Origin of the sequence: Maribacter antarcticus DSM 21422 (genome assembly GCF_000621125.1) — a bacterium.
Classification (GTDB): Bacteria; Bacteroidota; Bacteroidia; order Flavobacteriales; family Flavobacteriaceae; genus Maribacter; species Maribacter antarcticus.
In genome coordinates this window covers 274,437-295,040 of the sequence record NZ_JHZC01000006.1, presented here as the reverse complement: position 1 = coordinate 295,040, position 20,604 = coordinate 274,437, and the positions used below count along the sequence as shown (strand labels likewise).

Sequence of the window (20,604 nt, the reverse complement as noted above, 5' to 3'; positions counted from 1 at the left end):
AAGAACTCTGGCGCAATGGAAATTGATTCTCTGCTACCGCACTAATCATAGCTTTGGCGTTGTATGCAATTTAAGAACTGAAAAATATAGAATGAAAATAAAAGAAACAGAGATTGGGATATTAGGACTTTTATCTATTTCAACATTTATAGCTTCTTTATTGATTTTTGGTTTCTCAAATTCTGATTTTAGTTTTGTAAATGACTTTGTAAGCAAACTTGGAGCAAAAGGAGAACCGAATGCTTTATGGTTTAATCTGTTTGGATTTATTACTGTTGGAATATTACTTTTTGTATTTGGTGTGACTTATGGAAACCTACTAAATGACAAATTATTGTCAATTCTATTGTCATTATCTGGATTAGGATTTGCCTTTATTGCAATACCAATTGATATGGAATTATCAAGAACACCTATGTCTAAAGCACATATTGTTTCGACTTGCCTTGGATTAGCATTTTGGCTTTTAGGACTATCAAGACTTGCATATAATCGACAATTAAGGGAAGGAATTAGAAAAAGAGCTAATTTTACTACTACAGTTCTTATACTTTCAATTATCGTTTCTGCACTTGAACTTTGGTCAACGCCTATAACACATAGATTAATATTCGGAATTGTATTTGGTTGGTATGCAATAACTTCATTTGATTTGATTTTAAGAAAAGGAAGGAATAAAAAAACTGCATACAACATCGGGTAAAATCAATTGCTGGTTTTAGCCAACTTACGAAAGTAATCGCGGACTTTCTATCTGTGATTTGTTTACTAGCTTTAGTGCTTAAAACACGCAACTAATCATACACAACAACGTTGGCTGTCATTAAATAAAATGAAAATAAAAGGAAAAACGGACGATTTTATAGAACTGAAAGAACTTGGAATTCTGGATTGTGGTATTTTCGATAATCCAGAAGCAAGTAGTTTAACCGTGCTATGGTTTCAAACAGATAACAATGAGTTTGTAATTGATGGGGAAAACTATCACTTTACTAAAAATCAAATTATTTTTCTTACTGAATTTCATAAAATCAAAGTGATTAAAAAGGGTGAGATTAAGTTTTTAAGATTTAACAGACCTTTTTTTTGCATCATAGATCACGATATTGAAGTAAGTTGTAAAGGAATTTTATTTTTTGGTGCATCCCAAGTACCAATTATTACTATTCCAAATGAAGGAATAGAACATTTTCAAATTCTCTGGAAAATGTTTTCAATAGAAATGCAATCTAAAGACAACTTACAAATAGGTATGTTGCAAATGATGTTAAAACGATACCTGATATTAAGTACACGATTATATAAGGAACAACACCAATTTTCGGAAATTAAAAAGGAAAGCGATATTATTAGAGAATTTAATTTTCTGGTAGAGCAGCATTTTAACACAAAGCATACTGTGGCCGAATATGCAGATTTATTGTATAAAGCCCCTAAAACGATTTCCAATATTTTCTCAAAAACAGGAACAAAAACACCATTAAGTTATATCCAAGACCGTAAAATGCTTGAAGCAAAACGCTTACTATTTTATTCTGACATACAAATTCAAGAAATCGCTTTTAAAATTGGCTATGATGACATTCAGTCATTTAGTCGATTTTTCAAGAAACAAGAAGGTCTTTCTCCTTCAAAATATCGAGAAAAATCTCTTTTGGGATAAATTGCCAACATTAAGGGAAAACCTACCTAATAAAACATTGTACTCTGTTCGCATCTTTGCACTATCAATAATGATAAACAAATTTAAAAACAGAATATTATGACAAATTTTAATGTGCCAACAAGAGAAGAGGTATCTACAAATAACAGAGAAATTTTTGATGACTTAAAAAAGGCGGTAGGTTTTGTACCCAATCTTTATGCGACAATTGCTTATTCTGATACTGCTTTAGGAAATTATTTACAATTTCAAAATGCTAAAACATCTCTTTCTAAAAAAGAAAAGGAAATTGTAAGCTTAGCGGTTAGTCAAGTAAACGGGTGTAACTATTGCCTATCTGCACATACCGCAATTGGTAAAATAAATGGTTTTACAGATGAGCAAATCTTAGAACTAAGGCAAGGTTATTTTTCAACTGATAAAAAATTTGATGCACTCGTTAAATTAACAAAAGTAATTGTCTTAAACAAAGGAAAAGTTGATGACACAACACTTGAAACCTTTTTTAACGTTGGCTATTCAAAAGGAACTTTAGTTGATGTTACTTTAGCAATAGGAGATAAAGTTGTAATGAACTATCTACATAACTTAACTCAAGTCGCTATTGATTTTCCAGCGGCTGAAAAATTAGAAACAATAGAAGCATAAAAAATGATGGTGTATTTAAATACATCACAACTAAATATTTAAAATTATAATAAAACGAAAAAACATCAGTAACATTAGTAGTAGTAGTAGTTGTATTAGTAGCAAGTATGTTTGCCCAATTACCAGATTTAGGATTTATTGTAGATGAAAATACTGTAATTGTAATCACCGACCCTCAAAATAATTTTTTAAGTCCAGATGGAGCAACTTGGGGAGTTGTTGGGCAAAGTGTAACAGACAACAATACAGTAGATAATATTGAAGCCCATTTAAAGTAGCTAAAGAAAAAGGTATTACCGTATTTGTATAACCACATTATTAGTATAAACACGACCATGCTTGGCAAATTGAAGCTGCTTTAGAAGTATTAAGGCAAAAGATTGGAATGTTTGATAGAAAAGGTCCTTTAGCAACAGAAGGTTTCGAAGGGTCTGGTGCAGATTGGTTAAATAAATATAAGAAATACATTGATGGAGATAATCTAATTGTTACAAGCCCTCATAAAGTGTATGGTCCAGAGTCTAACGATTTAGCCTTGCAATTACGTAAACACGGATTTAGCAAAGTAGTTTTAGCTGAAATGTCGGCTAATCTTTGCACAGAATCACATATGAGAGATTTAGTAGAATCTGGTTTTGATGTTTCTGTTGTAAAAGATGCAACCGCAGCAGCAATTTTGCCAGGACTAAACGGTTATGAAGCAGCGCTGGTTAATTTCAGAATGATTGCTAGCTACCTTTTCACTACTAAAGAAGTCGTAACGGAATTAAAAAAACACCATAAAAAATAAAGTTTATTTTAATGAAAGTGGGAGTTATAAAATTCCCACTTTTTTTGCTTTAATCCATCATAATCCCTCGGAAAATATAACGAACAGCCAACAAAGAACTGAGGTAAAAAACAACTCTTTTCTTCATTAATTCAAGACACTGTTATTTTAGGCCCACAGCTTCTCTTTAATGATTCTTTTGAGCTTTATTATAGATGATTTTCAACTACTTTACTCGCAATACAGAAACGTAAGTTTCATCGTAAGGCCTACCCGATTTGGCTATAGCAAAGCTTTGTTTGAGCAACTTGTTCGAAACGGCAATCAAGGCCAGCTTTTTACTCTTGCCCTTGTTCACGATTCGCTCGTATACCTCTTTGCAAGCCTTATTATGTTTACAGGCATTGAACGAACATAAGAACAATAGATTCCTCAGCTTTCTATTACCAATCTTGCTAATTCTACTACGGCCTCGAACACGACTGCCAGATTCCCGTATCGTTGGGATAATACCAACATAACTGCATAGTTGAGATGCCGTTTCGAACTTCTTTAAACCATCAGTGCAAACAATCAAAAAAAGAGCCGTTCTGATTCCGATACCAAGGATGCTGGTAAGCAAGGTCAGCTGCTGTTGTTGGTCCTTTTTTACTAAATATAGGAGCTTCTCTTCAATGCCCTTTATCCAGCTGCTTTCGATTACGTTTTAAAGAGCGATACACAAATTTCGATGGTAACCCTAGCACTTCCTCGCCATGCCTCTTGTTCTTGGTTGCCGTTCGTTTCTTTAAGTAACTATCCAACAATCTTAATAGCTGTAAACATTCACGCTGAACATCGGTAAGCGCTGTGTAAAGGGGAACTTTATTTAGTACAGCATATTCATATATGGCCCTGGTATCGCTCTTATCCGTTTTCACCTTGGCCAATTTCATCTGTATAAAACGCTTTACGGATAAGGGATTCACAACCGATACCGTAATCCCATTTTTGTAAAGAAACTGTGCAAGACGATAATGGTAATAGCCCGTTGCTTCCATAACCACCGATGAAGTATCCGGTAACGCTTTAAGCAACTTCCGAAACCCGGATTCATCATTTTTATACTGGTCGTGTCCTACGGTACTACCATGTACATCAAAGACATCTTTACTGATGTCGACTTCGAAAGTTTCGTTATATCTATTCATACGTATTGATTTATGAAAGAACCAGCTACTTCTGCTCTCAACAACTTGAAAACGAGATTTAGGTCTCACAGAACTGAACGTGGTTTAAGTAGTAAAAGAGAGGGGATTATCCATGTTGTCGAAGTCTAGTGTTTCACCGTGTACAGTAACATTAATGCTCTCTTTTGTTCTTTCTGATGTATATCCTAAAAGTTAGGGAATCAAACTTAAGACGTATATAATTAATTGCTTGGCTCTAGCCTACTTACGAAAATCCACGCGGATTTTCTATTCGGTTTTCATTTGCTACATTAGGTGCTTAACCACGCAACAAACCATATACCAAACGTTGTAGCCAATGCGAGATTAAATCCATTCAATTTTTACTTTTTTAGGTAGTCTATATCAATTTACAAGTCATTGTAGCAGGAATTTTGCGCGATTACCTCAATAAATACAGACCCGATTTGATTATCGGTACAATCGTTTTCATTCTGATAATTCAAGGTTCCAGTAGGGTTTTACAACTCATCAAATAATAGATTTATGTATTAAATTCAACCACTTCCTTTTTCTATACAGGAAATAATACACATCTAATTATATTTTTTATACTTAGCTAATTAATAATTTAGACTAAACTAAATAATAATTTAGATTAGACTAAATTTATCTATATTTGCAGTAAACATTATTATTTAATGGATTATTCAATAAGGTATCTCGAAATCCATAAAAGAGAATTCGAAAAGAGAATAAAGAATGAGAACTTGATGCAAAAAGATATGAGTAAAGCTTCGAAGGAACCTTACTAAATAAGTAACATCTAAAAAGCAATTAACAATTTGAAATCTAAAAACAAATAATTATGAAAAAAATCAACAGTACATTATGCTTATCTCTAATTGGGGTAAGTTCTGTTATGGCTCACCCTAGCCATCAATCCACACCTCATATTCACGTGACTGACTCTTTGAGTATTGAAATTATTACTGTCTTGGCCACAGTACTTACTGTTGCTGCGTTATTTCTAATCAAAAAACAACTCAAAAAGAACAGAAACCATGCTTAATAAAACAATTAATATTTTACAAAGAATCATACCTATAAAAGAAGTACAGGCACACTGTGATATACCTTGTGGAATCTATGATCCTGGGCAAGTACTTGTAGCATGTTTAACTGTGGTTCGTATGACGGATTTAATCAACGATCATAAAGAAGTAAAGCATTCTGTAGATTGGCACAATGAAGTAAATAGATACATTGCCGAAAAAGAGCGTCACGCGGCCATTGTCAAGCATGAAATACGCATCATCTGGGGTGATTTTTTCAAAGCACCACAATTTGAAAAGTACCCTGAGTTGCATGAGCTAACTCACAGCATTATGCTTCTTGGTTCTAAGACAAGACAGGAAGTGAACAAGGATGCAGCGTTACAATTACTAGAAAAAGTAAACAGGTTTGCCGAAATATTCTGGGAAATCAAAGGTGTATCTACCAAAAAAGCCGTTTGTCCTTACCCTCCTTCATTAGAGGTAGTCTATCCCCAACTTTAATGCTGAAACTGTCAAAAATAAAAGGATATAGCATGTCACCTTCTTACTTGGAAGGCGACTATGTTGTATCTGTGACTCCAAAGCTGGTCAAACTTCGGAAGGGAGATGTCATCATTTTTAAACATCCCGCTTACGGCTCTTTGATAAAGGAAATATGCCAGAAGAACGAAAATGGATACTACGTTCAAGGCAGTTATCCCAAAAGTACAACCAGCCAATCTATCGGTTTAGTAAACCTCAACATGATCGAAGGAAAAGTTATTATGAAAATTCAATCAAAAAAAAATTATCATGAGTGAGCCGTGTGTGCAGCATATAGAATCTGTTTGGAAAGAAAAAACAAATTCAGCCAATCAACTTTTCAATGAACGGAAGCTTAAAGAAGCTCTTATGGGCTATGAAGAAGCTTTATGTCGAGCTGAGGTCTTGAATAATCATCAACTTGATGCCATAGAGAAAGGCATACCATTTATGCAAGTATTTTCCATATCATGTAAAAATATTGCTTTTACTTATGAAGAAATGGGTGAAATAGAAAAAGGTGAAAAGATGCTTAAAAGGGTCATCTATTATTTTATATCGTTATCTAAAGGTCACGCAGATGATTCTGTTATTCAAAACGAACTAAAAATAGCCCTCTTAACATACAAGCATTTTGCAGACAAAAATGCGATAGAACCTCAGGATCAGCAAACGGTATTTGCCAATATTCAAGAACATGTTAAATCTACTTCCACCATTTGATTCAAAAAACAGGTAAAATTATAGCAATCGACTTTGACGGCACAATTGTAGAGCACATCTACCCCAAAATCGGTAGGGAAATGCTCTTTGCTTTCGCCACAATGAAAGAACTACAGAAGAAAGGTCACCGTTTAATTTTGTGGACTTACCGTGAAGGTAAGCGTTTGGAAGATGCAGTAAAATTCTGTTCTGCTAACGGAGTTGAATTTTTCGCGGTTAACAAAAACTATCCTGCTGAAACTGAAGAAGGGAATTATAGCAGGAAAATAAACGCAGATATATTTATAGATGATCGCAACGTAGGCGGTTTTCTTGGTTGGGATAAAATTTGGCAGATGCTCCATCCAGAGAGTAAGGGATTTTATCATGAACTACAAAATGAAATTGCTCACCTAAACTACCAAAGGAATAAAAAAAATTGGTTCAAAATACTCCGCAAATAGTCAGCACTGGCTACAACATGGTATATAGCAAATAGGGCTTCTCGGTTATAGAAAGGTCATCACTTTTAGCAACACCGCCAAATTTAAAATTTGGCTTTAAATCGTGATTAAGTTAAAATAAAAACAACTTACAACAGGTCCTATAATCAATGTCCTAAAAAACATATTAGTCTGAAAAAGGATACTAATCGTAGCCTTGTCATTAGCAAAAATAGCTTAAAATATAAATTTTATACGCTAAATTAAATCTCCAAATCGAACTTTCTAACTCCAATATTTAGTCAACTTAAGGACGTAAGTCCTCATTTTTTTGAGGTTAAAACGAATTGCTGAGTAACTTTGTGCAGATGGACCTTGCTCCTGCTAAATCGTTGCACTGAATGATTTTTTAGCAAGTTTGCTTAAATGGACTCCACTCCTACTCAATCGTTGCACAAAAAGGCTTTACTCAATCCGGTTTTAGAAGACGTCAATCTTAAAAATCGTTGCGGAATAGAACGCGAATCCTTATATTTTTTGAGTAAAGAGCCTTTGCTTACTCAAACCTATTACTACTTTTTCTAACAAAACCTAAAATCAATTACTCAGGATTTTCCGATCGAAAATCTAGGCGATTTTACTATTTTAGGTGCGCGATGGGGAATCCTATCGAATTTTACAACGCAACTAATTTTAGCTCAGGCGTTGTGCTTTATTATCAGAAACCACTAACCAATGATAAAATTCTTAAGAAAAATTCGACAAAAAATGCTGACTGAAAACAAATTCAGTAAATATCTACTTTATGCCGTTGGCGAAATAATATTGGTCGTCATAGGAATATTGATTGCACTACAATTGAATAATTATAGTGATGGCCTAAAACAAAAAAAACAAGAGCTAAAAATTATTAATAATCTCAAATTGGATTTTGAATTCAATCTTTCCGAAATGGAAAAAAACATCAATATACTTAAGGAGAACACAAATGCCAGTTTAGAAACTATAAATCATACAGGAAACAAATTTTCAGATGACTTTGAAATTAATGGTTTGATTGAAAGAATAGTGTGGATTCCTCAATACTTTCCCCAAAATGGATTTCTTTTGGAACTCGTGAATTCTGGAAACCTCGGTATCATCAGTAATGATTTGCTACGAAATAAACTTTCTTCTTGGTTACCTACTTTGGAAACACTAAACGACAGAGAACAGTTTGCGCTTGAATTTTGTAAAGACCTTATCAGATATATCAACGTAAATGGAAATTGGTTGCAAGCGGATGAAATGGCGACAGATGAATTAATAGTAGGTACTGGATTTCCAAAATCTGGTTTTGAAAATGATAATGAGAATATGCTCAAATCCGTTGAATTCGAAAATTTAATTGAAAACCAAGTCGCTAATAGTGTTGTTTTACTCGAAAGACAAGAAAGGTGTCTTAAATTAAATAAAGAAATAATTGAACTTTTAACATCTGAAATAAATAAATAACGAAAGCACAACAAAGTGCATAAAACATAGCTAATAAATGCTTTTCGAGAAGTTTTTGCTCATTTACGAGGACTTTCAAATTTTTAAATTTAGCTTTTAAGATTGCTACGTTAAAAAAAAATATAAAAATTCGGCTCTGTGTTAATCCGAAAAGTCAGCGTCTTTTTACACGCTACGTTTCATACACAAACCGTTGGCGATAATAAACAAGATAATTCCTGAATTCAATAACTTAACGCAACAAATCTAAAATTATAGATTTGTAAAATGGAAGTAAAAAAACATAGACGACTTACCCGTAAAGAAAGAGTACAAATTGAGACTTTTTTAAATGAAAAAAAGTCAAGAACATGCATTGCTAAAACACTAAAAAGAGCGCGTTCTACAAGTACTAGAGAAGTGAATAAATGAGTGCGAAATAAAGAAGATATTTACGATGCCGATTTGGCACATTGGAATGCTATGCAGATTTTTTAAACAAAAGAAATCTTGATAAAATCAGTACCTATTCCCTGCTTAAATTTTTTGTCTATAGAAGTCTTTTATCTAATTAGACTCCAAAACAAATCTCGGGAAGGCTGAAAGAATTGTATCCGAATAATCCAATAATAACTATTTCACACCAAGCCATTTATAGACACATTTATACAAGATCACAAGTAAGTTTAAATAAAAAGTTAATCAAACTTCTGATACGAAAAAAACAAGACGTAGCCCTGATAAAAAAAAACGTGGTAGCGGAAGTGAAATTATAAACCAAGTCAGTATTGATAACAAACCCAAGCATATTGAACTTAGAAATAAAGTTGGTCATTGGGAAGGTGATTTAGTCCTTGTCAAAGACCATAAAAGCACGATTGGAACAATTGTCGAACGTCAAACAAGATTCATTTTAATCATTAAATTAAAATCTAAAAAAGCGATGGAGATAGCAAACCAGTTTAGTATACTAGTAAATAAATTGAATCCTATTTATAAAAAATTAATAACATAAGACAACGGAATTGAAATGGCAAGACACGAAATAATTACTAAAAATACAGAATCAAAATATACTTTGCTCACCCTTATTCTTCTTGGGAAAGAGGAACCAACGAAAATACAAATGGATTCATAAGAAGATATCTTCCTAAGGGAACTAACTTCAATGAAATTGACCTGAAAAAACTACAAACTATTCAAGAAAAATTGAACAATAGACCAAGGAAAATTATAGGATATAAAACTCCGTAAGAAATGATGGAAAATGAACTAAAATTTATAGTTTAGTTACAACAAAAACGTTTTGTTGCGTTACAACGTTCAATCCAAGATTAAGTTTGATATATAATGAGACAATTACAAATAACTGGATATGGTAAAATTGAAAGTAATTTAAAATTTACAGAAGTTGAAAAACCAATAATTAGCGATAATCAAGTTCTTATAGAGGTGCATAGTGCAGGGGTAAATCCCATAGACTATAAAATCGTGGAAGGAGCATTGAAAAAAGTCCGTAAGTTGATTTTTCCTGCTCCAATTGGCTTTGACGTTTCTGGAATTGTTGTTGAAAAAGGTGCTCATGTGAATCATCTAAATGTAGGCGATGAAGTATATTCAAGAGTGCCTTCAGAATCTCCAGGTACTTTTGCAGAATATATTGCTGTTAATGCTGACGTAGTAAGTTTAAAACCTAAAAATCTTGATTTCGATGAGGCATCTTCGCTTCCTTTGGTAGGTTTAACAACTATTCAGTCCTTTGATAAGGCAACTTTAAAATCTGGAGATAAAGTTTTAATTCATGCCGGTTCTGGTGGCATAGGCGTTTTTGCTATTCAATACGCAAAAAGCAAGGGAGCTTTGGTTTATACAACCACAAGCACCAAAAATGTTGATTGGGTTAAAGAATTAGGTGCAGACAGAGTAATTGATTACAAAACGGAAAGCTACCTTGATATTGTAAAAGACCTAGATATAGTTTATGATACCCTCGGAGGGAATTATACTCTTGAAGCATTTGATGTAATAAAGCAGGGAGGAAAGGTAGTTAGTCTTGTAGGTGAAGTCGATAAAGAGACCGCAAAAGAATTAAACTTAAGTGCTATTATTCGTTTGATTCTCTCTCTTAAAAGAAGAGAAATAACAAAAAAATCAAAAGAAAAGACCGCCTACTATAAACTAATACTAATGAAACCAGATAGAACTCAATTAGAAGAAATAAAACAGCTGGCGGAGTCGGAATTAATCAAGCCAATTATAGATAAAACATTTCCTTTTGATAAATCAATAGAGGCTTTACATTATCAAAAATCTGGTCGCGCAAAGGGGAAAGTAGTCATTAAAATAAAATAAACTACCGCCAACACGACGTATAAAACATAGCTCATAAGTGCCAAATCGAGAGGTTTGTACTTATTTGTAAAGACCGTCAAATTTTAAATTTGGCTTTTAAAATTGATAAGTTAAAAACAAAATATAAAAATTCGGCTCTGTGTTTATCCAAAAAAGTTAGTGTCTTTTTACACGCTACGGCTTCATACACAAAACCGTTATGCACAACTAAAACCAATGGGAATAAAAGCAGTAAGTGAACCTACAGGCTAATATGAAATCTCTTCAGGATTTATAAAAGAGACTTAAGGAGGTTCGTTGCAATTAAAACTGCTAAGCATATACAATTCTCAAGCCCTTTATCCCAAAGAGAAATTGATAGACTTGAAAAAATTGTTTTCTCTGAAAGATTGTATATTTCTCTTACAGTTTGTGGTCATTATTCGTCCGAATGCGATTTGACATTCTTAGAGCAAATACCTTCACTTAAGAGGTTGTCCGTTGACTGTCTACAAACTGCTACAGGTGTTGAAGTAGTGACTAAACTTAGCAACCTAGAAATGTTAGGAGTAGAAATTTTTCATCTTGATAATTTCGAATTCCTTAACAAAGTAACACCTCATTTGAAGGAACTCCTTCTACATTCAACCAAATCGAAAAAACCAAAGATTGACATAATAAGTCGATTTAAAGGCCTTGAATACTTGTCTCTCGAAGGACAACAAAAGGGAATAGAATCTATTTCGAGTTTAAAATGCCTTAAGCAGATAGTTTTAAGATCAATTACAACATCCAGTCTAGAAGTTCTTTCAGGTAAAAAGATTTATGGTCTGTTGATATCAAACTCGGAGGAATTAAGAAATTTGATGCCCTAAAGACTTTACCAACATTAAAGTATCTTGAGCTTTGGCAAATTAGAGGATTAAGTGACTTGTCATTTATAACAAACTTAGAGTCACTCCAACATCTATTTATTCAATCTGTAAAACAAGTGACAAAAACACCTGATACTTCAAGACTCAAAAGCTTGAGGCGAATTTATTTTGAAAATTTAAAGGGACTTGCAAACTTGGACTCTTTAGAATTTACGCCTAATCTTAAGGAATTCATTTATGTTTTAGCTCAGAATCAACAACCGAAGAATCTACTGCCAGTTTTGAAGAACAATAGCGTTAAGAGAGTCTTTTGTCGTTTTGGGAGTGATAAAAAGAATAATAAGTTCGACCAAATACCTAGTGATTTTGAGAAAATCCAATATAAATACACGAAATTTGAATATGAATAAAAGAAGTGCATAGCACTGTATATGAAATCATAGCACCCTGAGGGCTACTATGCTTCATAGACTAAACGTTGTAACCAATTACAAGAAAAATGAACGATATAGCGAAAACATTAAATAATATCAGAATTAAAAGCCCACTCGTACATAACATTACCAACTATGTTGTAATGAATTCTACAGCAAATGCTTTGTTAGCAATAGGCGCTTCACCTGTTATGGCACATGCCACAGAAGAGATTGAAGACATTGTTACCATTTCTTCTTCTTTGGTAATTAACATGGGAACATTGAGTGAAAAATGGGTAGATAGCATGCTCTTAGCCGTAAAGAAAGCAAAAGAGATAAATACTCCTTTTGTTTTTGATCCTGTAGGTGTAGGCGCATCAAAATACAGAACAGCAACTGCTCTAAAAATTATAGCAACAGCTACTCCAAATGTAATCAGAGGAAATGCTTCAGAAATTATGGTATTGGCACAGCAAGCAAGTAGTACAAAAGGTGTGGATAGCACCATGCTAGCTGAAGATGCTGTTTCGGGAGCTATCGAATTCTCAAAAAAACTAAACACTACGGTTGTTGTAAGTGGTGCAGTAGATCACATTATTACTGGAGATAAAATTAGCACAATCTCTAATGGGAGTACTTTAATGCCAAAAGTAACAGGAATGGGATGCTCCGCAACTTCTATTATTGGAGCTTGTATTGCGATTGAATCTGATGTTCATTTGGCTTGCACCACTGCTATGGCAATTATGGGAATAGCTGGAGATATGGCTGCCGAATTATCAAAAGGCCCTGGTAGTTTCCAAGTTAATTTTTTAGATAGCTTGTATTTAGTAACTGGCGATATCATTAAGGATAAAATAAAACTAAATGTATAGGGTAGATTACTCTTTGGTATATGTGACTGACGATAGTATCACAGACGATACTGCATTTTTCAAGATTCTGGAAGATGCGCTAAAAGGTGGTGCGTCTATTATTCAACTTAGAGAAAAATCTTGCAATACGATTTCTTTTTACAACCGTGCATTAAAAGCTAAAGCACTTTGCTATGCTTATCGTGTTCCGTTAATTATTAATGACCGAATAGACATTGCCCTAGCTGTAGAAGCGGATGGTGTGCATATTGGACAAACAGATATGCCTTACAGTAAAGCCAGAGAATTATTAGGTGCTACCAAAATAATAGGACTATCGGTAAGTAAAAGGGAACAAGCAATTGAGGCCGAGAACTTGAAAGTAGATTATATCGGTATCTCTCCTATTTTTAATACATCTACCAAAAAATCGGATTTAGCTCCTTCTTTAGGTATTAAAGGACTTAAAATGATTAGGCCATTGTTTTCGAAACCTATTGTCTGTATCGGAGGAATACATCAAAAGAATGCTGCAGATATTATAAAAAATGGAGCTAATGGGGTAGCGGTAATATCTGCTATTTCTAAAGCCAAATATCCTGAAAAAGAAACTAAAAATTTAAAAGAAATAATATGTCAAACTGGTTTCATACAGTAACAATAAAAACAGAACCGATACTTGCAAAAATAAAAGAACATCCCTTTATCATTAAATTAATGGATGGAACACTCTCTAAAGAAGTATTTCAGTTTTATGTCAATCAAGACTCTTTGTACCTTTCAGAATACAAAAAAACACTAGCGCAATTAAGTATTAAATGCGCAGAAGCAAAAGATACTCGCTTTTTTCTGGATGCTGCTTCTGGGATTATCGATGTTGAAGACGAATTGCATCAAATTTTTCTTGATAAAAAAGATTTCAATACCGAACCTTCACCAAGTTGCGAGCTCTATACCGGTTATATGTCACGTATTGTAAACAATCATAGTCTAGAAGAAGGATTGGCCGTGATACTACCTTGTTTTACCATTTACAAAGAAATAGGAGATTACATACTAGCCAATCAAACAAACAAAGACAATAATCCTTACCAAAACTGGATACAAACCTATGCAAGTGAAGAGTTTGCAAATGCTGTAAGCAGTGCAATAGAAATTACGAATAGGCATGCTGAAAAAGTACCAGAGGAAGTATTGAAGAAAATGGATGTAGCCTTTATAAAAACATCAAAATTAGAATGGCTATTTTGGGATAGCGCGTATAACAAAGAAACATGGAAAATTTAAAAACTCGCTATTGCGCTGTATTAACTATTGCTGGAAGTGATTCTGGCGGTTGTGCCGGGATTCAAGCGGATATAAAAAGTATTAGTGCCTGTGGTGTTTTCGCTGCCTCTGTAATTACCGCTACTACAGCACAAAACACACAAGGGATCTTTGATATACATCCGATTCCTATTGTTCATCTAGAAAAACAATTGGATGCCGTATTAAGCGATATAGCGTTTGGTGCCATAAAAATTGGAATGCTACATTCCTCTGAAGTGATTGAGACTGTTGCCAATAAATTGGCGCAATACAGCATCAATAACATTGTACTAGATCCTGTAATGGTAGCTACCTCAGGAGATAATCTTATCGTAAGCGATGCTATTTCTTCTTTAAAAGATTTTCTGCCCAAGGCGCGTTTAATAACGCCGAACATTCCCGAAGCAGAGCTGTTAATTGGACATCCAATAGAATTAAAGAACCTAAAAAATTCAGCAAGTGAAATTGGGCGACTATACCATACATCTGTTTTGTTAAAAGGAGGACATATAGGTTCCCACGAAAACCAAATTACCGACACACTATACGTGTATGAAAATGATGAGATAATAACAATAAAAAACCCTTGGGTAAATACTAAAAACACACATGGAACTGGCTGTAGCTTATCATCAAGTATCGCTGCTTTTTTGAGTTTGGGATATAATTTAGAAGACGCAGTAAAAAAAGGATGTCATTATATAAATCGAGCCATAACGCAAGGAGAAATGAAAATTTTAGGTAAAGGAAATGGTCCTATCAACCATTTTGGATTAAAATAACTGGTTACAACAATAGCTATAATTAATAGGGGTTTTGACGGTTATCGCAAAGATTAGAGTTTTAAACCAAGTCCGCCAAATCATTTTGATTTAGGTTTATGAATAAAAAAGATAAAACAAAACAAAAAGTTTTGACAAAGCGCTTCATCGAAAGCTCATTACTTTTAATTCCCGTACTAACCATAGGTACTGAGACGTAACCTTTAATGCAGCTAATTCTAATAAGTATTTGGTTTTTATTCTAATTTTTAGGTCCTTGAGTATTGTTGGTAATCATCCAGCGCTCGTTTTGAATGGATTTATAAATGATCTCAAAATAAAATCCATCTTCCAACAATTTATTTAAACTATTTGTAAGCAACTGATAGTCCTTTTGAGAATTCTTGACCTCCATAATATTATATGAAGCGTTAACAGGAATCGCCAAGCCTTTGTCTAGTGTTGAATTAGATATAACCTTTAAACTATCTAATTCAGGTCCTCTGGTTTTAAGAAATTTCAACACTTCGTCATTAAAATCGGATAAATCGAAGGATTCCCCTTTATGCTTAGCCATAATACTTTCAATAATTGCAGGACCAACACCAAAATTATCAATTGAAAGACTAAATGTGTTATCAACCGGATTGTTAGCGGTTGAAATTGATACATACGGCAGGATGGCCAAATAATTCTGCTGGCTCATCAAATTGGTTTGATAGGTAAACATTATTAGGGTGAAGAAGCTGATAGTCATCGCCGATAGACTTAGTATTCTTTCAGAATGCCACCTAATTTTCTTAGCCATACCTTTATTTCAGTTTGATTTTTTAACGATTTAGTAAAAATATTACTATTCTTAAAAAATTAAGCACGTAAAGCTAACAACGTGTATAATCAATTGCTTGGTCTGTGTGTACGCAGAAAATTATACGGATTTCCCTAACGTTCGGATTCCTTTTATTAGATGACACGCAACTAACCATACACATTACGTTAGCGGTAATATGTGGTAAGAAGTAAGATAATCTTCGGGGCTTTCCCTTTTTTGCTGCTTACCCTATAAAGGACCTACTCATTTTGCAAACAGAACGTTTATCAGAGCAACATAAAATCTACGGTACCAGTTTCATTGGTTTCTCTTTTAAGTGTGGCTTAGCGTTTAAAAATAGAGCAACTTTCGAGGTCTTCCCTTTTGCCGTCACAACGCAACTGTTGCGCAATCGATATGCGGACGGACTTATGGCTTGCCGGCATTTGTAAAAGTACTATGGTTCTTAATTTTTTTTATGTCTACTTAGGTGTATCGCTGCATGTTATAAGCGGTAAAATCTACGGGCAATACAGGAATGGCTTGTCTTTTAGCGTTTGGTTCGGGTTACATAAAACCGCTAATAAAACCTATACGTAATGCGGGGGTTGGGCAATATCAAAAGGTTTGCGTATTTTTAGGAGGTCGGCCAAAACAGTTTGATTTGGCATTTAAAACAAAAATAAATACAAAAAAACTGCTTTAGCTAAGTGTTAAGTGAGGAAAATGGGTACTACTCTGCTCCCGCACTACCTATAGCTTTGGCGTTGCGCTTCATTGCAAAGAATGAAATTTATCAAGAAAATATTTAGGGTGGAAAAGGAAGAATATTCAAAAAACTATGAAAGGCTTTCGAATGACTATTGCAATGGAAATTAAATTATAAAATCTCGAGGTGAAGAAGATACAACTCTTCGAAAACGACTCAAAAGCGGAGAATTTAATAATGAAATACATGATGAATAAACTTTTAATACTTGCTTTAGTTGCATTTGTTTCATGCAATGTTGCTGCCCAAACTTACGAAGGAAAATACCTCAAAGCGAATTATGACGAATCCAAAGTACCGGAGTACGACCTACCCAATGTGCTTTCCTCGTTTGAAGGGAAAAGTATAAAAACGGTTGAAGATTGGGAAAAATTTAGAAGACCGGAAATCGTTGATTTTTTTACCCAAAATATGTTTGGTGAAGTACCCACACCTTCAAGCCCCATTAAAAAATCGTTTAAACTAATTTCTGAGGACCAAACCATTTTTAATGGTTTATGCACCAGAAAAGATGTGCTAATAACTTTTGAAAATGAAATTGGAAAAATTACCCTACCTCTTGTACTTTTTGTTCCGACCAATTCCAAAGACAAAGTTCCGGTAATTCTACTGGCAAATGGCGATGACATCAAACGAAAAAACCTAAAATTAAACAGTCCGCAGAGTTACGGTAAAACCGGAAATGGAATTCCTTTACATCAGTTAATGAGCCGCGGAATTGGTGTTGCAACTGTTGATTACCGGGCATTTGGAATCGACAATGAAAATAAGGAAGGAAAAGTAAATGGCGGAATTTCAAATCTTTATTTTAAAAATGGACAGGAATTTACAAAAGAAAATGAGTGGGGAATGATTGCAATCTGGGCTTATGCTTTAAGCGCCGGAATGGATTATTTGGAAACAGATAAAGATGTACAGGAAAGCCAGGTAGCAACACTCGGCTGCTCCATTAGTGGGAAAGTCGCTCTCTGGGCCGCAGTAACAGACAAACGTTTTGGAATGACACTTCTGGCAGCAGCAGGGCACGGAGCTGATGCAATATGGCGCCGTGAATATGGCGAAACCTTACAAAACATGTGCGATTACCTGCCAACCTGGATTTGCAGAAATGCAAATAAATACGCCAAAGATGTACACGCTTTGCCTGTCGACCAGCATTCATTATTAGCTACAATGGCACCACGTCCCTTTTATGTTAGTAATGCGCAACACGATTTATGGGCCGACCAGAAAGGACAATGGATTGGAACGTACAATGCAGCCCCTTCGTATCAGCTTTACAAAAAAGATGTGGCATTTACATCTGAGAAACAACCTGCGATTAACCAACCAATTATTAAAAGCACGATTGGATTCCACGTTCGCTCAGGTGTGCATGGACTTGAATTATATGATTGGGAACAATATATGAAATTTATAGAATATCATTTTTTGAATATTGAACCTAGGAGTGTGGAAGAAGTTTATAAATAGGATTGGAAAAGACGGAAAAGAAATAAAGTGTTATACTGGTGAAGAAGTTTTTCAAAACAAAGAACTCTTCAAAAAAACAAGATGAATTGAAAGATAAGATAGCAGAAAGGAAAAATAACTAAGCACAACAAAACCCAAAAACAATACGGACTTCAGGCTAAATCGAAAGGTCTGCATATTTTTATGAAGCCCACAAAATCTTTTGATTTGGCTTCAAAAATAAAAGATAAACAAAATAAAAAGTTTTGGCTAAGAGCCAGTTCGGAAGTTCAGTGCTCTACATTCCCGTACTAACCATAGGTACTGTGTTAAAAAGCGAGCTTTTTCTTTAAAAAATTTAGGAAGCAAGTTGATTTATCAAGTTGTTAACCCGCGCAGCAAAGGCTTCATGATTTTGATGCTTTTTTTTTTCAAACTTTGCGTCATAAACTTCTTCATTCTTCCACAGTGTGTACATCAATATCAAAACTTTCTTTGAACTGCGATTAAGGCCACTAAGGGCTTTGCTTTATTTGGCTTAAGTCTATTATAGAATTACTTTAATGTTGGATTACAGCGCACACAGATCATAGAGGGCATATGTAAAACTGCGCTGATGTGAATGTTCCCCCTTTTGCTAATTCTGGTTTTGCCTTTAAAATTACCGGACATTCTTAGTACAATATCGTAACCTGCATAACTAGCCAGTTGTTTTGTGTTCACTATAGATTCAAACCCTAAGGTCCCTCCTATTACCGTAGCCGCTGAGATAAAAGATATACCAGGGATACTCATCATAAACCCAATCTTTCTTTCTAAGTCCGCATTTTCAGATATCAGTTCTTGCATCTCTTCTTCTATAATTGCTATCTGAGCTGTAAGAAGTCTCAATCTATTCTTATGTCGTTTCAAGGCTTTTGTATTGCTATAAACACTTGAGTCAATAGCTCCTTGACGACTGGTCTCCGTAGTCCTATCTTTCAATAAAGAACTACGCCCCCTATTCAATCCTTTTAATTCTTGTAACTCTTTACTTGGTGGCCGTCAAAGACGAATGGTCCGTTCAAGACCGAGCATGCTGAGTATTTTACTTTCCAAAGCGTCTGTCTTCGAAGTTTGGTCCAAACTCTGGGCATAGCGTGTTACACGACCTGATTGCATTACACAAACGGCATAACCCTGTGAATACAGATAATGGGCGATGACTTGATGATAGACTCCCGTAGCTTCCATAACCACCAAAAGTCAATACTACTATCTACCGATTTCTTTAACCATTTCAAAAGCGCTTCGTAACCTGAGTAATCATTGATCAGATTTGAATGTGCAAGGAATTCCTTATCTAGCCTTTCTGTTAGAAAGCCTAGGCACAATGATAAACTCGACTTTGAAACATCAATACCTAAACTTTGTTTTAAATGCTTTCCATATCATGGTTTTTAAAAGCTGTAATTTTCTTTATCATCCTTGCTCGCGTTTGATTCGATGTCTGTAATCAGGATTTAGGTCCTATCCGGATTCCAAGAAAATTATAGAAGGCCGTGGATTCTATGAAACGATATCACGCTGTATGTGTATCTAGCTGAAAACTCGCTATCCCTTCTATCTAAGCTTATTGTTAATTATCCAAGCTAATGTTTAAAACATTAGCTTGGAAAGAGCATTAAAACTATGAAGCGATATCTTTCTCAAGCATCTAGCCGAACCTCGAAATCACTCTTATTTATCTACTCTTTTATTATTCTAAATATCTTATCTTCAAACTTATAACCAAACATACGAGCCTAGACGTTGTGCTTCATTATGACAAACCGCTAACCAATGATAAAATTCTTCAGAAAAATTAGACAGAATTTACTTTCCCAAGGAAAAACTGGAAAGTATCTTAAATATGCCATTGGAGAAATAGTTCTTGTTGTTATTGGAATTCTACTCGCGTTAAGTATCAACAATTGGAACGAAGAACGAAAAGAAAAATTGATTATTAGAAACCTGTTACATAACATCCGTTTGGATATGCAGGCAGATACGTTGCAATTTTCTAAAAACATTAAAGATATTCCAGAAGTCATAGCAAATGCAACATTATTGCTTAATAGTACCGAGTTAGATACTTTGTCTGCAAATGAATTATTTAATAACCTTCCCTATTATTCATTCTATTATGTTATAAACAATAAGAACTACGAAAAAGTCATAAATGTAGGAATAACAGATTTTTATAATTTCAACGAACTATATAATGACATCAATACTTATTATACTCTGGATGCTAATGCATACCATAAAATTATAAAATGGGATGATGATGATACCACAACAGATGGTTCACTTTGGTTATCAATGGGTTTTGAAATTGATATTTATACAAATTTCACTTACACGGAGAATGACGTAAGGTTTGCGCAGACCGAAGAAAATAGAAAAACTGTTTTTATAGAACAATTAAATAAACCTCAAATGAGAAATTCTATAAAAATGAGTTTGTATCGAAAAAGATTTTTAGACAATATTTTAACTAAAACAAAACAAAGAGCAGAAGACATTATCCTTAAAATTGATGAACAATTGCGAGAATAA

21 protein-coding genes and 2 pseudogenes are annotated in these 20,604 nt (G+C 34.2%); 19 read left to right on the top strand and 4 right to left on the bottom strand.

Features of this window, described 5'->3' with window-relative positions:
* The first annotated feature begins 91 nt into the window (after window positions 1–91).
* The 5 genes from Q360_RS22600 (at window position 92) to Q360_RS26525 (ending at window position 3,101) form a co-directional block, all read left to right on the top strand.
* Window positions 92–703 (top strand): DUF998 domain-containing protein, encoded by a 612-nt coding sequence (locus Q360_RS22600; protein WP_051554601.1) that lies wholly within the window; start codon window positions 92–94, stop codon window positions 701–703.
* A 129-nt stretch (window positions 704–832) separates the two neighbouring features.
* Window positions 833–1,663 carry a helix-turn-helix transcriptional regulator gene (locus Q360_RS0106545; RefSeq protein ID WP_027076372.1) on the top strand — a complete coding sequence of 277 codons (831 nt, stop codon included), beginning with the start codon at window positions 833–835 and terminating at the stop codon, window positions 1,661–1,663.
* A 99-nt stretch (window positions 1,664–1,762) separates the two neighbouring features.
* A complete protein-coding gene (locus Q360_RS0106540) occupies window positions 1,763–2,311 on the top strand; it encodes a carboxymuconolactone decarboxylase family protein (RefSeq protein WP_027076371.1) in 549 nt (182 codons plus the stop codon).
* 107 nt (window positions 2,312–2,418) lie between these two features.
* On the top strand, window positions 2,419–2,589 hold the full coding sequence (locus tag Q360_RS26530; protein ID WP_245603203.1) for a hypothetical protein: 171 nt from the start codon (window positions 2,419–2,421) through the stop codon (window positions 2,587–2,589).
* 107 nt (window positions 2,590–2,696) lie between these two features.
* Window positions 2,697–3,101: an isochorismatase family protein gene (locus Q360_RS26525; protein WP_245603202.1), complete on the top strand. Its 405-nt coding sequence runs from the start codon at window positions 2,697–2,699 to the stop codon at window positions 3,099–3,101.
* A gap of 205 nt (window positions 3,102–3,306) precedes the next feature.
* On the opposite strand, the pseudogene Q360_RS22590 reads toward Q360_RS26525, so the two are convergent.
* Window positions 3,307–4,270 (bottom strand): annotated as a pseudogene (locus Q360_RS22590) (IS110 family transposase).
* A gap of 847 nt (window positions 4,271–5,117) precedes the next feature.
* On the opposite strand from Q360_RS22590, the gene Q360_RS0106520 reads away from it, so the two are divergent.
* The 12 genes and pseudogenes from Q360_RS0106520 to thiD all read left to right on the top strand — a co-directional run bounded on the left by Q360_RS0106520 (window position 5,118) and on the right by thiD (window position 15,013).
* Window positions 5,118–5,321: a hypothetical protein gene (locus Q360_RS0106520; RefSeq protein WP_027076370.1), complete on the top strand. Its 204-nt coding sequence runs from the start codon at window positions 5,118–5,120 to the stop codon at window positions 5,319–5,321.
* On the top strand, window positions 5,314–5,808 hold the full coding sequence (sodN, locus tag Q360_RS0106515; RefSeq protein WP_027076369.1) for a superoxide dismutase, Ni: 495 nt from the start codon (window positions 5,314–5,316) through the stop codon (window positions 5,806–5,808). The genes Q360_RS0106520 and sodN overlap by 8 nt, the downstream gene beginning before the upstream one ends.
* Entirely contained in the window at window positions 5,808–6,107 is a 300-nt protein-coding gene (locus Q360_RS0106510; protein ID WP_027076368.1) for a S26 family signal peptidase, read from the top strand. The genes sodN and Q360_RS0106510 overlap by 1 nt, the downstream gene beginning before the upstream one ends.
* Entirely contained in the window at window positions 6,100–6,552 is a 453-nt protein-coding gene (locus tag Q360_RS0106505) for a hypothetical protein (RefSeq protein ID WP_027076367.1), read from the top strand. Before Q360_RS0106510 ends, Q360_RS0106505 begins: the two co-directional genes overlap by 8 nt.
* Window positions 6,549–6,995: a BT0820 family HAD-type phosphatase gene (locus Q360_RS0106500; RefSeq protein WP_027076366.1), complete on the top strand. Its 447-nt coding sequence runs from the start codon at window positions 6,549–6,551 to the stop codon at window positions 6,993–6,995. Before Q360_RS0106505 ends, Q360_RS0106500 begins: the two co-directional genes overlap by 4 nt.
* Window positions 6,996–7,709: 714 nt before the next feature.
* The gene (locus tag Q360_RS24555; protein WP_027076365.1) at window positions 7,710–8,468 is read left to right on the top strand and encodes a DUF6090 family protein; all 759 of its coding nucleotides are present in this window, start codon (window positions 7,710–7,712) and stop codon (window positions 8,466–8,468) included.
* Window positions 8,469–8,735: 267 nt separating this feature from the next.
* Window positions 8,736–9,701: pseudogene (locus Q360_RS27580) on the top strand (IS30 family transposase).
* Between the two features lie 96 nt (window positions 9,702–9,797).
* Window positions 9,798–10,799 (top strand): NADP-dependent oxidoreductase, encoded by a 1,002-nt coding sequence (locus tag Q360_RS0106490; protein ID WP_027076364.1) that lies wholly within the window; start codon window positions 9,798–9,800, stop codon window positions 10,797–10,799.
* A gap of 1,353 nt (window positions 10,800–12,152) precedes the next feature.
* Window positions 12,153–12,944 (top strand): hydroxyethylthiazole kinase, encoded by a 792-nt coding sequence (gene thiM, locus Q360_RS0106475; protein WP_027076362.1) that lies wholly within the window; start codon window positions 12,153–12,155, stop codon window positions 12,942–12,944.
* Window positions 12,937–13,581, top strand: coding sequence for a thiamine phosphate synthase (thiE, locus tag Q360_RS0106470; protein ID WP_027076361.1), 645 nt, complete (start codon window positions 12,937–12,939; stop codon window positions 13,579–13,581). The genes thiM and thiE overlap by 8 nt, the downstream gene beginning before the upstream one ends.
* Window positions 13,557–14,210, top strand: coding sequence for a thiaminase II (gene tenA, locus Q360_RS0106465; RefSeq protein ID WP_027076360.1), 654 nt, complete (start codon window positions 13,557–13,559; stop codon window positions 14,208–14,210). Before thiE ends, tenA begins: the two co-directional genes overlap by 25 nt.
* Window positions 14,198–15,013 (top strand): bifunctional hydroxymethylpyrimidine kinase/phosphomethylpyrimidine kinase, encoded by an 816-nt coding sequence (thiD, locus tag Q360_RS0106460; RefSeq protein ID WP_027076359.1) that lies wholly within the window; start codon window positions 14,198–14,200, stop codon window positions 15,011–15,013. The genes tenA and thiD overlap by 13 nt, the downstream gene beginning before the upstream one ends.
* Window positions 15,014–15,254: 241 nt before the next feature.
* On the opposite strand, the gene Q360_RS0106455 is transcribed toward thiD, so the two are convergent.
* Window positions 15,255–15,800, bottom strand: coding sequence for a hypothetical protein (locus Q360_RS0106455; RefSeq protein ID WP_027076358.1), 546 nt, complete (start codon window positions 15,798–15,800; stop codon window positions 15,255–15,257).
* An 898-nt stretch (window positions 15,801–16,698) separates the two neighbouring features.
* Between Q360_RS0106455 and Q360_RS0106445 the strand changes: the two genes are divergently transcribed.
* The gene (locus tag Q360_RS0106445) at window positions 16,699–18,045 is read left to right on the top strand and encodes a glucuronyl esterase domain-containing protein (protein WP_156950030.1); all 1,347 of its coding nucleotides are present in this window, start codon (window positions 16,699–16,701) and stop codon (window positions 18,043–18,045) included.
* Between the two features lie 534 nt (window positions 18,046–18,579).
* Here Q360_RS0106445 and Q360_RS0106435 read toward each other — a convergent pair.
* Window positions 18,580–19,032, bottom strand: coding sequence for a transposase (locus Q360_RS0106435; protein WP_156950029.1), 453 nt, complete (start codon window positions 19,030–19,032; stop codon window positions 18,580–18,582).
* 36 nt (window positions 19,033–19,068) lie between these two features.
* Complete coding sequence (locus Q360_RS27365; protein WP_027076355.1) at window positions 19,069–19,257, bottom strand: IS110 family transposase; 189 nt, start codon at window positions 19,255–19,257, stop codon at window positions 19,069–19,071.
* A gap of 588 nt (window positions 19,258–19,845) precedes the next feature.
* Here Q360_RS27365 and Q360_RS24540 point away from each other — a divergent pair.
* Complete coding sequence (locus Q360_RS24540; protein ID WP_027076354.1) at window positions 19,846–20,604, top strand: DUF6090 family protein; 759 nt, start codon at window positions 19,846–19,848, stop codon at window positions 20,602–20,604.